The sequence below is a fragment of the Bradyrhizobium sp. UFLA05-89 genome (assembly GCF_059803475.1).
In genome coordinates, this window is the sequence record NZ_JBANBA010000171.1 from 1 (window position 1) to 12,345 (window position 12,345).

General features: G+C 63.6%; 13 protein-coding genes and 1 pseudogene. 5 read left to right on the top strand and 9 right to left on the bottom strand.

Annotated elements, in window-relative coordinates:
- Positions 1-196: 196 nt before the first annotated feature.
- The 4 genes from SO139_RS43305 to fliI all read right to left on the bottom strand — a co-directional run bounded on the left by SO139_RS43305 (position 197) and on the right by fliI (position 3,961).
- Complete coding sequence (locus tag SO139_RS43305; RefSeq protein ID WP_449383581.1) at positions 197-1,165, bottom strand: anti-sigma factor; 969 nt, start codon at positions 1,163-1,165, stop codon at positions 197-199.
- A 77-nt stretch (positions 1,166-1,242) separates the two neighbouring features.
- Complete coding sequence (locus SO139_RS43310; RefSeq protein ID WP_449383582.1) at positions 1,243-1,788, bottom strand: sigma-70 family RNA polymerase sigma factor; 546 nt, start codon at positions 1,786-1,788, stop codon at positions 1,243-1,245.
- Positions 1,789-2,096: 308 nt separating this feature from the next.
- Positions 2,097-2,516 carry a flagellar export protein FliJ gene (gene fliJ, locus SO139_RS43315; RefSeq protein WP_449383583.1) on the bottom strand — a complete coding sequence of 140 codons (420 nt, stop codon included), beginning with the start codon at positions 2,514-2,516 and terminating at the stop codon, positions 2,097-2,099.
- Between the two features lie 119 nt (positions 2,517-2,635).
- Complete coding sequence (fliI, locus tag SO139_RS43320) at positions 2,636-3,961, bottom strand: flagellar protein export ATPase FliI (protein ID WP_027527630.1); 1,326 nt, start codon at positions 3,959-3,961, stop codon at positions 2,636-2,638.
- A gap of 391 nt (positions 3,962-4,352) precedes the next feature.
- Here fliI and ctrA point away from each other — a divergent pair, with 391 nt between their 5' ends.
- Positions 4,353-5,054 (top strand): response regulator transcription factor CtrA, encoded by a 702-nt coding sequence (gene ctrA / locus SO139_RS43325; RefSeq protein ID WP_016848562.1) that lies wholly within the window; start codon positions 4,353-4,355, stop codon positions 5,052-5,054.
- A gap of 100 nt (positions 5,055-5,154) precedes the next feature.
- Here the strand turns inward: ctrA and SO139_RS43330 are convergent, their stop codons facing one another.
- Positions 5,155-7,212, bottom strand: coding sequence for a phospholipase D-like domain-containing protein (locus SO139_RS43330; RefSeq protein ID WP_449383584.1), 2,058 nt, complete (start codon positions 7,210-7,212; stop codon positions 5,155-5,157).
- A gap of 136 nt (positions 7,213-7,348) precedes the next feature.
- On the opposite strand from SO139_RS43330, the gene SO139_RS43335 reads away from it, so the two are divergent.
- The 4 genes from SO139_RS43335 (at position 7,349) to SO139_RS43350 (ending at position 9,623) form a co-directional block, all read left to right on the top strand.
- Positions 7,349-7,753 (top strand): DUF350 domain-containing protein, encoded by a 405-nt coding sequence (locus SO139_RS43335; RefSeq protein ID WP_449383585.1) that lies wholly within the window; start codon positions 7,349-7,351, stop codon positions 7,751-7,753.
- Positions 7,754-7,755: 2 nt separating this feature from the next.
- Positions 7,756-8,151, top strand: a complete 396-nt coding sequence (locus SO139_RS43340; RefSeq protein WP_449383586.1) for a hypothetical protein — start codon at positions 7,756-7,758, stop codon at positions 8,149-8,151.
- Between the two features lie 65 nt (positions 8,152-8,216).
- A complete protein-coding gene (locus tag SO139_RS43345) occupies positions 8,217-8,459 on the top strand; it encodes a hypothetical protein (protein ID WP_449383587.1) in 243 nt (80 codons plus the stop codon).
- Positions 8,460-8,462: 3 nt separating this feature from the next.
- Positions 8,463-9,623, top strand: coding sequence for a glutathionylspermidine synthase family protein (locus SO139_RS43350; RefSeq protein ID WP_498541944.1), 1,161 nt, complete (start codon positions 8,463-8,465; stop codon positions 9,621-9,623).
- A 60-nt stretch (positions 9,624-9,683) separates the two neighbouring features.
- Here SO139_RS43350 and SO139_RS43355 read toward each other — a convergent pair whose 3' ends face one another.
- The 4 genes and pseudogenes from SO139_RS43355 to SO139_RS43370 all read right to left on the bottom strand — a co-directional run.
- On the bottom strand, positions 9,684-10,556 hold the full coding sequence (locus SO139_RS43355) for a CheR family methyltransferase (protein ID WP_474802936.1): 873 nt from the start codon (positions 10,554-10,556) through the stop codon (positions 9,684-9,686).
- Entirely contained in the window at positions 10,553-11,734 is a 1,182-nt protein-coding gene (locus tag SO139_RS43360; protein WP_498541945.1) for a protein-glutamate methylesterase/protein-glutamine glutaminase, read from the bottom strand. Before SO139_RS43360 ends, SO139_RS43355 begins: the two co-directional genes overlap by 4 nt.
- A gap of 75 nt (positions 11,735-11,809) precedes the next feature.
- Entirely contained in the window at positions 11,810-12,175 is a 366-nt protein-coding gene (locus SO139_RS43365; RefSeq protein ID WP_007600538.1) for a response regulator, read from the bottom strand.
- A 70-nt stretch (positions 12,176-12,245) separates the two neighbouring features.
- Positions 12,246-12,345: pseudogene (locus tag SO139_RS43370) on the bottom strand (chemotaxis protein CheW); the annotation flags it as partial.

Genomic DNA, 12,345 nt, shown 5'->3' on the forward strand with positions numbered 1-12,345 from the left:
CTTCGAACAAGGAGATGATCTGAAATGATCTAACAACCACTCATCCTTGACCAAGCCCATACAAGTATTCCAGAGGCAGTGATGGGATACGGAGAAGCCGCGGCGTACTGGATTCCCCGCTCCAGTGCGCAGTGGCGCACAAGGCGGGGAATGACGGCGGTGGGTAGGGTAGCGTGTAGCCCGATCGACGGCGTCACTACTTCTTCGCGCCGGCCGGCGCCTGCGGCTGGGACGGCACCGTCTCGATCAGCTTGCCGGAAAATACCGGCGCGGATGTCGGCTGGCCGCTGGGCGAACCACCCGCCGGCTCGACGGTGACGGCGTAGGTGGCGGCATTGATGACGTCGGCATCGTAGCCGGCGAGCACCGGGCGCGCGGTGAAGTCGCCATTGTTGATTACGCCGAGCGAGCGCGGGCGCGGCAGCTTGTCGGAGATCAGCCAGAGCTCAAAGCTCTTGCCCGGCTCCGGAGTGGCACCCACTTTACGCACCGTGAAATTCTTGGTCGCGCCGTCGATGGTGAGGATGAAGGCAGGGCCGCCACCCTGCCCCTGCAACAGCGCGACATATTGCGATGACGACGTAAGCGGCGCGGCAGGCGTCTTCACCTCGACGTTTTGAATCTGCGGCGCGGGACGGAGCGCGCCAGGCAGCGCATCGGGCCGCAGGATCTGAAGCGACAGCACCACGAAGAGCGCAGCGGCAAGCGCACTGAGGCCGGACGCTATGCGTCGCCAGCGCTTCACGCGGCCTTCGAGATAGACGACGTTGGTGTCGTCGACGATTGGCACCTGCGAGACGGTGACATCGGGCGCATGGACTTGCGGCATGAATCGCGGTGCGATATCGGGCGCAGCTTCCGACTCGGCCGGCGGCTCCGGCACCTCCGGCAGTGGTGACGTCGACGCCTCAGGCCGCGCCTGCGGCTCCTCTGTTGCCCGAGTCGGACCGATCGCGGCCTTGATGTTTTCCCACACGATTGGCCGCGGCTCGACCGAGCCGACCATCTGGTTCAACACGCCCAGCCGCAATTGCCAGGCCTGCACGAGACCGGCGAACTCCTCGTCCACCGCCATCATGGTCTCGACCTGCGCGCGCTCGTCGGCATCGAGCGTGCCGAGCGCATATTCCGCGGCAAGCACGATATGGTCCTCAGTGTAGGCCATCAATGTCCTCCACCTCTCCCCGATGGGGAGAGGTGGACCGTCGTTGCTGCGCTAGCTCGTGCCACTTTCGTCATCATCTAAAGCCCAAGGCACTCGCGGATGTCCATCATGCTGCGCCTCAGCCACGTCTTCACCGTGTTGACGGGCGCGGAAAACTTCTGCGCCAACTGCTCGCGGCTCCAGCCGTTGTAATAGGCGAGAAGCACGAGCTTCTGGCGGTCCGGCTCGAGCCGGCCGACACATTCCAGGAGCCGCTTCAACTCCTCCGTCATCTCGCGCCGAGCAAGCGGATCGGGGCTGTCGGCGGCAACTTCCATCGCCTGAGGCTCCTCCTCGATCGAGGCTTCGGTCTTCTTGCGCACCAGGTCGATAGCGCGGTTGCGCGCGATCGACGCCATCCACGTGATCGGCGAGGACAGCGCCGGATTGAACTGGCCCGCGCTGTTCCAGATCTTGACGTAGGTCTCCTGAATGACCTCCTCCGCGAGATCCTGTCGGCGCAAGATACGGAGCACGACTCCATAGAGTTTCGCGCGCGTGGCGCCGTAGAGGCGCTCGAAAGCCGCCTCGTCGCCCTTCGCCACCGCTGCAATCAGCCAGACCAGATCTGCTGGCGTCAGCATTCAGTCCCCCAACGCGCCGCTTCACCTCTCCCCGGCGGGGCGAGGTCGATTTGCGCAGCAAATCGGGTGAGGGGGCTCAGGGCTCACGGGAGACCGTAACCCCTCACCCGGCGCTCCGCGCCGACCTCTCCCAAAGGAAGAGGTCGACACCTCCGTCGCTGGCACAGCTCTCATCCCCACCACCATAGCGCGCAGCAAAGCCCGTCACCAAGGGGCCGGGCGCCACGCTGTGGACATCGCACGCGAAAAGCCCGGCGCCCGTTAGGGTCCGGGTTCACGCAATTCCCTGGCTGTGGGCCTTGACCGCCTTAGGCGATGGCGCCGATGCGGGCGCGCATCAGGCCGATGCTGTCGAGGTCGGCCTGCTCGCGGGCGCTCTCCTCGGCGCGCTCGCGCGCCTGGTCGCGCTCGTCCAGGAGCTCGACCTTCTTCAAATCCTCAAAAGCCTCGGCCAGCGCGCCCTTGGCCTCTTCGAGCTGGCCCTTCAGCTCATCGGCCGAGCGGGTCAGGTTCTCGCGGCGCTGGATCGCGGCCTTGGCATAGGTCGGATAGGCAAAATGCGAGGGATCGTTGATCCCGGCGCGCTCCTGCTCGGTCAGGATCTCGCGTTCGAGATCGACAGACATGCGCTGGAAGTCCGCGATCATGCTCTCGATCTGGGTGACCCTGCGGCGCTTCTCGTCGACCTGAAATTTCTTCAGGCGGATGAGCGTTTCACGTGACTTCATCGACTCGTACTCCCCAGAAGTCCCTTAGCTGCACGTGGGACAACACCGGTCTCCCCGATCCCGAAACTGGGCCCCGACCGGCTCTGCTACTCTGTGGAGCGGATGATGGCCTGACAAAGTTAGCGTTCCGTTTCCAAATTCTGGAGGATTTGCGCCAACTGGCGGTAGCCGTCCGCCAAACCGGCACTTTCGTCCTTGCGCTGCCGCAGGAAGGCCTCCAGTGGCTCATGGAGCCGGATCGCCTCGTCGACTTCGGGGCTGGATCCCGCCCGGTAGGCACCCAGCCGGATCAGTTCCTCCATGTCGGCATAGGTCGCCATCACCTGACGGGCCTTCTGAATGGTCGGCCAGAACTGCGGATCGGCCGATTTGGGCATGGTGCGGGAGACGGATTTGAGGATGTTGATGGCGGGGTAACGCCCGCGCTCGGCAATGGATCGCTGCATCACAATGTGACCGTCGAGGATGCCGCGGACGGCGTCCGCGATCGGCTCGTTGTGGTCGTCGCCGTCGACCAGCACCGTGAAGATCGCGGTGATGGCACCAACTCCCATGCCGGGACCTGCGCGCTCCAGGAGCTTCGGAAGCTCGGTGAAGACGGTCGGCGTATAGCCCTTGGCGGTCGGCGGCTCGCCGGCGGAGAGGCCGATCTCGCGCTGGGCCATGGCGAAGCGCGTCACCGAGTCCATCAGGCAGAGCACATCCTGATCCTCGTCGCGAAAATATTCGGCGATCGCCAGCGTCAGGTATGCGGCCTGCCGCCTCATCAGCGCCGGCTCGTCTGATGTCGCGACCACGACGACGGAGCGCGCCAGGCCCTCTTCACCCAGGTCGTCCTGCAAGAATTCCTGCACCTCGCGGCCGCGTTCGCCGATCAGGCCGATGACGCTGACATCGGCGTCGACGTTGCGCGCGAGCATCGACAGCAGCACGGATTTGCCGACGCCGGAGCCGGCAAAAATGCCCATGCGCTGGCCACGGCAGCAGGTCAGGAACGTGTTGAGCGCACGCACGCCGAGGTCGAGCGGCGCTCCGACGCGTTTCCTCGAATGCGCCGGTGGCGGCGAATTGCGGAACGGCATTGGCGAGGTGCCCTGCAGCAGCGGCCCCTTGCCGTCGATCGGCTCGCCCAGCGCATTGACGACGCGGCCGAGCCAGGCCGCCGACGGCCGCACCTGGTTGGCGGCATTCGCGATCACGGCCTTGCAGCCGCGCCGCACGCCTTCGAGTCCGGCAAACGGCATCACGACAGCGTTGTTGCCGGAAAAGCCGATCACCTCGCAGGGAATGAAACGGTTCGCGCCGGTCTCGATCACGAGCCTCGCGCCCACCGACATCGCGTGAATGGGACCGGCGACCTCGACCATCAGGCCACGCACGCCGACGACGCGACCGTATATATTGACGCCGTCGATGTCCCCGATCTGCTCGGCGAGCGCCTTCATGACTTAGCCTTCATTCGGGCCCTTCATGACGAAACCCTTAAATTTCGCCACATTTCTGAACGGCGCTTAACTTCGTGTTTACCCGCATCATTAATCATTGCGTCACTGTCTTTGTGACTGAGCGCCTGCCCGACAGAAGAAGGGGAGTCGCGAGAGTCGGTTAGGCCCGTCTCTTAAAGTGGAACTTGAACGGAACCGGGTGACGAAAACTGCTTCTGCGCAATATCTTAGGGCGATTCGACAAAAATTGCACCGTGAGGACTTGCGTTCCAGAATCAGACTTTGTTAACCATGTGACGTCAGGATCCGAATCAGTTGTTCAAAGGCGTTTTGTTGAGTGCCGCGAATGCGGCCGACCTGACGCCCGGAGCGGCGACTATGGGGAACTGGCATGCGCGTTTTGCTGATAGAAGATGACAGCGCCGTCGCGCAGTCGATCGAGCTGATGCTGAAGTCTGAAAGCTTCAACGTCTATACGACCGACCTGGGGGAAGAGGGCGTCGATCTCGGTAAGCTATACGATTACGACATTATTCTTCTCGACCTCAACCTGCCCGACATGTCCGGCTACGACGTGCTCAAGCAGCTCCGGGTCTCCAAGATTAAGACACCGATTCTGATCCTCTCCGGCCTCGCCGGCATTGAGGACAAGGTCAAGGGTCTCGGCGTCGGCGCCGATGACTACATGACCAAGCCCTTCCACAAGGACGAGCTGGTGGCCCGCATTCACGCCATCGTGCGCCGCTCCAAGGGCCATGCCCAGTCGGTCATCCAGACTGGCGACCTCGTCGTCAACCTCGACACCAAGACGGTGGAAGTCGGCGGCCAGCGCGTGCATCTGACCGGCAAGGAATACCAGATGCTGGAGCTGCTCTCGCTCCGCAAGGGCACGACCCTCACCAAGGAAATGTTCCTCAACCACCTCTATGGCGGCATGGACGAGCCGGAACTGAAGATCATCGACGTCTTCATCTGCAAGCTCCGCAAGAAGCTCGCCAACGCCTCCGAAGGCCGCAACTTCATCGAGACCGTGTGGGGCCGCGGCTACGTGCTGCGCGAGCCGCACGAGGCCGACGAGCGGATCCCGGCCTAAGACTTCCTTTTGTCGCGAGCCCAAGGGCTCGCTCCTCCCCGACTGGACCCCGCCGCAAATGGCGGGGTTTTCGTTTTTGGACGGCCAGCCGAAGCCGTCTTCATCGACGGCTCCGCTTCCTGCTCGCCTTTTTCGCGCTGGCAGCAATCTTCCTGGTCGCCTTCCCCGCGCTCTTCTTCGATGCTTTCGCGGGCTTCTTCCTGCCTTGTTTCCGCGAGGCCGTCTTCGCCTTTGGAGCCTTCTTTGGCTTGCTGGGTTTGGTGCCGGCAGGCTTTGGCTGCGCCCGTGATTCCGCCAGGGCGATCGGATTCGCCGCCGGCTTGTGCGAGGCGGACGCAATGCCTCCGCCGGCCGCTGCAAGCCAGAACCTCAATTCCGGCGACTTGACTCTTGGTCCCTGGATGTAGCGCTCCTGCCAAGTATCGTCGCCTTGCAGCGGCTTGCCGAAAATGTCCGGGTGCTCATTCAACAGGAAGCGCCACGCATAGTGATCGTAGAGATCGAGCACGTGGCAGGCATAGGCCTCCGCCAGCCCGCGATGGCCGCGGACGATGACCATGTTCTCGTCGTTGTTGTGGGAGGCGCGGAAGCCGAGATTGTGCGAGCCGGTCACGACCACGCAGTCGGCGCTGAACGGATCGATCACCACGATCTTGTTGTGGATGATGGCAAAGCCGAACTTGGCGAGCTCGCCCTCCCAGGCGCCGAAGGCATCATGCGGCGTGACGGCCCCGGCCGGCACCGCACGGAAATCGATCTCGCCGGGAGCGCCTTTCTTCTTTGGCTTGCCGGATTCGCCGACCACGGTCACACCGCCATGCGTTCCATGCGACGAGCTGTGTTCATCATCGGCAGCTTCGGTTGCGCCGCCGGAATGCAGCGCCGCGGAGAAATTCTTCGCGCGCACGGGACTCGTCAGCGCGCCCCGCACGAACAGGTCGGGCTTCTCTTTCAAGAGCTTGCCGGCCTGATCGAGGATTGAGTTGTTGCCGGGGTCGAACGCCAGAAACAGGATCGCCTGCTTGGCGCCGCTCATCAGCTCGAACACCCGTCCCATGTCGTTGGGCGTGTCGGGATGCTTCGACAGCTTGTGCGGCGTGTTCGGCGAGAACATCAGCTCGACGGTCACACCATTGCCAAGGCCGATTGGCGACGAAATCGACTTGTCGTTGTTGCCATGGGCGAAGTCGCGCAGGATCTGCGATTGCAGCTTGCTCTTGTTGCCCTGGGCCGCATCGACGTCGGCCTTCAACGCTGTCCAGTAGTCGAGGTAGCGCTGCGCAACGTCCTTGGACTCGATCACCAGCGCATTGTTGGTCTGGGTGCACAGGCCGGTGCTGGTCCAGTTGGTCGAACCCGACAGCGTGGCGATCGGCGTGTCGTTCTGGGTCAGGACCATGAACTTGTTGTGCGGGATGTCACCCTTGGCGAGGATGCGGTCGATCACGTTGACGCCGGCCGCCTTGAGCGCGGCGCGATTGTCCTTGTCCGCGTCGTCACTGTCCGGTGCCTGCTCGTTGCCGAGGATGACGTTGCGGCTATGGGGATTGGCCTGGAGCTGCTTTTCCAACCCGTTCGGATCGTTGAGCTCGTAGAGCGCGGCATGAATGACGCCACCGTTCTTGTCAGCCCTGGCGAGAAGCGAGGTGAGGCCTTCCTGCAACTGTCCCATCAGGCGGATGCGAATCGGATCGCCGGGATCGAGGATGTGCGGCTGCAGCGCCTCGATGCTGGGGTGACCATGCAGGGCTTGCGACAGCGCCTGCGTTGCCGTGATGCCGCGGTTGAAATATGCGCTGAACGGCGGACGGCTCGGCGTCAGCGTGACCTGATTGCTGAGAAGCGGCGAGACCCCTGCAAGCGGCGTCAGCGTCTGGCCCGGCGCGCCACCCATGGGCACGATTCGATACTGATAGGTGCCGCCGCGCTTGGCGAAGAGGTCCTTCCACCAGAATTTCTGGACCGGCGCCTGCTCGGTCGTCAGCTTCGTGCCTGGATCCTGATCGGCAAACTGCGCAAGCGCAGGCAGGACCGTCTCGTGGTTCCCGGCGTCAACGTCGATCTGGTGGATCGCAAAGCCAAGACAACCATCAAGGTGATGGTCGAACGTCCAGGCGACAACAGCAATATCATTGTTGGAAAACGCAATTGCAGGCATTGAACCGCTCCTTGGGCTCGGCCGAATGAAAAACGCTCAAGTTGCAACCGAATGCTATTGCTCGCAAAGAACTTTAAATCCTGGATGACAAGTCACGAAATTATCCGCAGGATAAGTGTGTTCGGGGGAACGGCTGATGATTCTGCAATCGCTCGCGGGGCTGCCCGCTTTTCTCGTTTATTTCTGCACCGGGCTGGTAGCGATCGTGGCCTATCTGTTCATCTACACCCGCATCACGCCGCACAACGAATTCCAGCTCATCCGCGACAATGATCCGGCTGCCGCGATCGCGCTGGGGCTGAGCCTGCTCGGCTTCGTCGCACCGCTGTTCAGTGCCATCGCACATTCGGCCAATGTTGTGGACTGCCTGATCTGGGCGTTCATCGCGCTGATCGTCCAGGTGATCGTGTTCTACGTCGTGAAGATCCCGGTGCCGAACCTGTCGTCACGCATCGCCGCCGGCGACATGGCGCCCGCGATCTGGCTCGGCCTTTCCTCGCTCGCCGCAGGCCTGCTCAACGCCGCCTGCATGATCTACTGACCATGGCAGAGAAGCGCCCCAGCAAGGAGTTCGGCAAGCGTCGGCCACAGCCCTTGCCGTCGCCACCGAAGGAGCCGGTCAAACGCTCCGGCCAGGTCGCGCTGTTGGTGATGGGGACGATTGCGGTCGGCACCACCGCCTACACGCTGATGCCGCGGCAGAACTGCGATCCGCCCGCGCCCGGCATAGCGGAGCCAGCGCAACCGAATACGGCCTGCACCAGCAGAGGCTCATCTGGCGGCGGCAGCTCGCATTGGTCATCGCGTTCGAGCTTCTTCAGCAGCGACTCCTCGAGCCATTCCTCATCCGGCGGCTCGTCCGACTCGGGCACCAGTGGCGTGACGCGGGGCGGCTTTGGTTCGTTCGCGCATGCGTTCGGCTTTTCGGGCGGCGGCTGAGCCGAGCCAAGTTTTGAATTCACCGCCATTGGCCGGTCTGCTTAACTGGCGCGGGAGGAAGCGACATGAAACGTTCGCGACGGGTCGTGCTCACCCTGATGGGCAGTGCCGCGGTCGGCGCGGTCTCGATGGGATTTGTGCGGCGGCCCTATGACTGCGGACCAGGAATGACGGCCGTTCCCGGCATCGACGGGCAACCCTATTGCCGGCCTGCCACCTATGGCGGCTTCGGCGGCACGCTGCATGTCGTTCATGGACATGGCGATCATGGACATGGCGGTCATGGCCACGGCCATGGCGGCGGCTAGCGCATGCAACGGATTGTCTGTCCCGAGCGCGACGACTGGGAGCAAACCGCCGAACAATGCGGCTTCGACTTCCATACCATCGATGGTGAGCGCTACTGGGATGAGCGCGCTTATTACGCCTTCACGCTCGACGAGATCGAACGCGGGGTCGAAACGCCGACCGGCGAGATCGACGCGATGTGCCTCGAGCTCGCTGGCCGTATCATCATTGATGAGCGGCTGCTGGAGCGGTTGAAGATCCCGCAGGCCTTCTGGGACCTGATCGCCGAGAGCTGGGAGCGCGATGACCGCAGCCTCTATGGCCGGCTCGATCTGAAGTTCGACGGCACCTCGCCGGCCAAGCTGCTCGAATACAACGCGGATACGCCGACGTCGATCTTCGAGACCGCGGTGTTTCAATGGACCTGGCTCGAACAGGCGATCGAGCGGCGCATCATCCCGGCGCGGGCCGATCAGTTCAATTCCATCCATGAGCGGCTGATCGAGGCCTGGAGCGCAATCTCCCCAAGCCAGCATCTGCATCTCACCGGCACGACCGGCAATGAAGAAGACGCCGGCACGCTCGCCTATCTCGAGGACACAGCGCGGCAAGCGGGGCTATCGACCACACTGCTCGACATCGAGGAGATCGGCTGGCGCGATAGGGACGGCGGCTTCGTCGACCTCGACGACCGCGACATCGCGCTCGCCTTCAAGCTCTACCCCTGGGAATGGATGTTCCACGATGCCTTCGGCACCAAGCTCAAGGAGGCAACGACGCGCTGGATCGAGCCGCCGTGGAAGGCGGTGCTCTCCAACAAGGGCATCCTGCCGCTGCTCTGGGAGATGTTTCCGAACCATCCCAACCTGCTGCCGGCCTTCTTCGAGGATGATCCGCGCGCGGCCGAGCTCGGCAGCTCCTATGTGCGCAAGCCGCTGCTGTCGCGCGAAGGCGCCAACGTCACGCTGGTCTCGGGCGGCGTGTCACTCGACGAGCACACGGGTCCCTACGGCGCCGAAGGCTTCGTCCGCCAGGCACTCTCGCCGCTGCCGAATTTTTCCGGCTTCTATCCCGTCGTCGGAAGCTGGCTCGTGAACCACGAGCCCTGCGGTCTGTCGATCCGTGAGGACGAAAGCCCGATCACCGGCAACAGCTCGCGATTCTTGCCGCACGCGATTTTGTGAGGCCTCGGTCGTTCCGGGGCTCGACGCTGATGTGCCGCCCCGGAATGACGAGAAGAGAGGTCACCTTGCCGCGGCGATCCTCATGCCTGCAAGCATCGGCGCACCGGCCGAACGTGTGCCACGTGCCGGATTGATCTGGTAGAGGCCGCGGCGGTCGACGACCGGACGGAAGGCGTCGGTGATGCCGACGACTGACTCGGCGGCACCAAGCAGCAAGGTGCCATCCGCCTCAAGGCTCTTCGCCATGCGTTCGAAGATCACCGCCTTGGTGTCCTGGTCGAAATAGATCAGCACGTTGCGGCAGAAGATCACGTCGAAGGTGCCGAGATGCGAGAAATCCTGGAGCAGGTTGAGCTGGCGGAACTGCACCATGGAGCGCACGTCGGCATTGAGCTGCCAGATGTCCCCGGACTGGGTGAAGTATTTCACCAGCAACTGAATCGGCAGGCCGCGCTGCACCTCGAACTGGCTGTAGACGCCGGCCTTGGACTTCTCCAGCACCTCCTGAGACAGATCGGTCGCGACGATCTCGATGCGCCAGCCGGCGAGCGCTGCGCCCTTCTCCTTCAGGCACATCGCGATCGAATAGGGCTCCTGCCCGGTCGACGAGGCCGCCGACCAGATGCGCAGACTCCTGCGCGCCGCGCGCGCCTGAATCAGGCCCGGCAGGATGGTGTCGCGCAGATGATCGAACGGGACCTTGTCGCGGAAGAAGAAGGTCTCGTTGGTGGTCATCGCCTCGACCACGTCGGTCGCGAGCCTGGTATCGCCATTCTTGATCTTCTGCACGAGATCGGGAATGGCGGCGAGGCCCGCCTTGCGCGCGAGCGGCATGAGCCGGCTCTCGACCAGATAGGTCTTGTCGGCTGAGAGATCGAGGCCCGAACGCTCCTTCAGGAACTTGCGCAGATATTCATAGTCCATCGGCGTCACGAGCGGTCTCCCGAGAACAGACGATTGACCTTCGGCGCAATCTGATTGAGCGGCAGGATCGCAGCGCAGATGCCGGCATTCGCGGCCGCGCCCGGCATACCCCACACCACGCTGCTGGCTTCGTCCTGCGCGATCACGCTGCCGCCGGCGGCGACGATGTCCTTGCCGCCGCGCATGCCGTCCGAGCCCATGCCGGTCAGGATCACCGCCAGGATGCCGCCGTGCCAGAGGTCGATGGCGGAGGTGAAGAGCGGATCGACCGCGGGCTTGCAAAAGTTCACCGCAGGTCCGTCGTCGAGCGCGATCGCGGCCTCAGCGCCGCTCCGCACCACACGCATGTGCTTGCCGCCCGGCGCGAGATAGATCTGGCCCGGCTTCACCGCCTCGCCATCGATCGCCTCATGCGCGGGCTTGCGGCTCGAACGCGCCAGATGCTCGGCGAGAATGGTGGTGAAAGTCGGCGGCATGTGCTGGGTGATCAGCACCGGGAAGCGATCGATCACCGGACCGAGTTCGGTCACCAGCGACATCAGCGCCTGCGGACCGCCGGTCGAGGAGCCGATCAACAGCACCTTCGGGGCCTGCGTCGAGAACGAGCGTTTGACGAGCGAGGCGGCGGACGCGGCCGGCGCCGGTGCCACAGGACGTGCGACGACGGGCTCGCGCGCAAGCGGAGCGGGGCTCGCGGGCGCGAGCGATGGGCTTGCGACCGCCGCCTTCCTGCGCAATCGCGCGCCGAGATGACGGATCTTCTGGATCAGGTCGTGATGGAAGACGTCGGCGGCGGAGGCCTCGCGGGTCGATTCCGGCTTCGGAATGTAGTCGGCCGCGCCCAGCGACAGCGCCTTGAAGCTGATCTCCGCGTTGCGGCGGGTCAGCGTGGAGGCCATGATGATGACGAGGTCACGCTTCTTGGCCAGAAGCTGCGGCAGCGCCGTGAGGCCATCGAGTTCGGGCATTTCGATGTCGAGCACGGCGACATCGGGGTTGATGCGTTCGAGCTGGTTGACCGCCTCAAGTCCGGTGCGCAGCGAGGCCGCGACCTCCATGTCGTGCTCGGCGCCGATCCAGCGCGAGATCAGACCGCGGATGACGACGGAATCGTCGACGATCATCACGCGCAGTGGCCCTTCCCGCGACGGACTGATGGTCGAACTTCCAGCGAACGCAACACTCATTACTCACCAACTCAGACTGAAACGGTTCAGTTGAAACAAACGCCGAAGGATCCGTTCAGCCCTCGGGCAGCACGGTCAGATCAGGCCGACTTCCTGGAACTTCGCCGTCACGATGTCCTTGTCGAACGGCTTCATGATGTACTCGTTGGCACCAGCATGCAGCGCGCGCGCGATATGCGCGACATCGTTCTCGGTGGTGCAGAACACCACCTTGGGCTGGTCGCCGCCGGGCATGCGGCGCAGATGGCCGAGGAATTCGTAGCCATCCATGACCGGCATGTTCCAGTCGAGCAGCACGGCATCGGGCAGCCCGCGCTTGCAGGCTTCCAGCGCCTTCTCGCCATCCTCGGCTTCGAGGATCTGGAAGTCGAGGCCTTCCAGGATGCGGCGCGCAACCTTGCGGATGACACTGGAGTCATCAACGACGAGACACGTTCTCATATGAGCCTCTACTTCCTGTCCCCGGCGGGACACTTCCAATTGCAGGTCGGTCGGCGGGCCGACCGTCGTCTCAGGCCGCCATCATCTCGGGCGCGAGTTCGAGGACGCGATCGACGTCGAGGACGACCATGAGCTGGCCGTCGAGACGGTGGACGCCGCCGGCGAGCTTG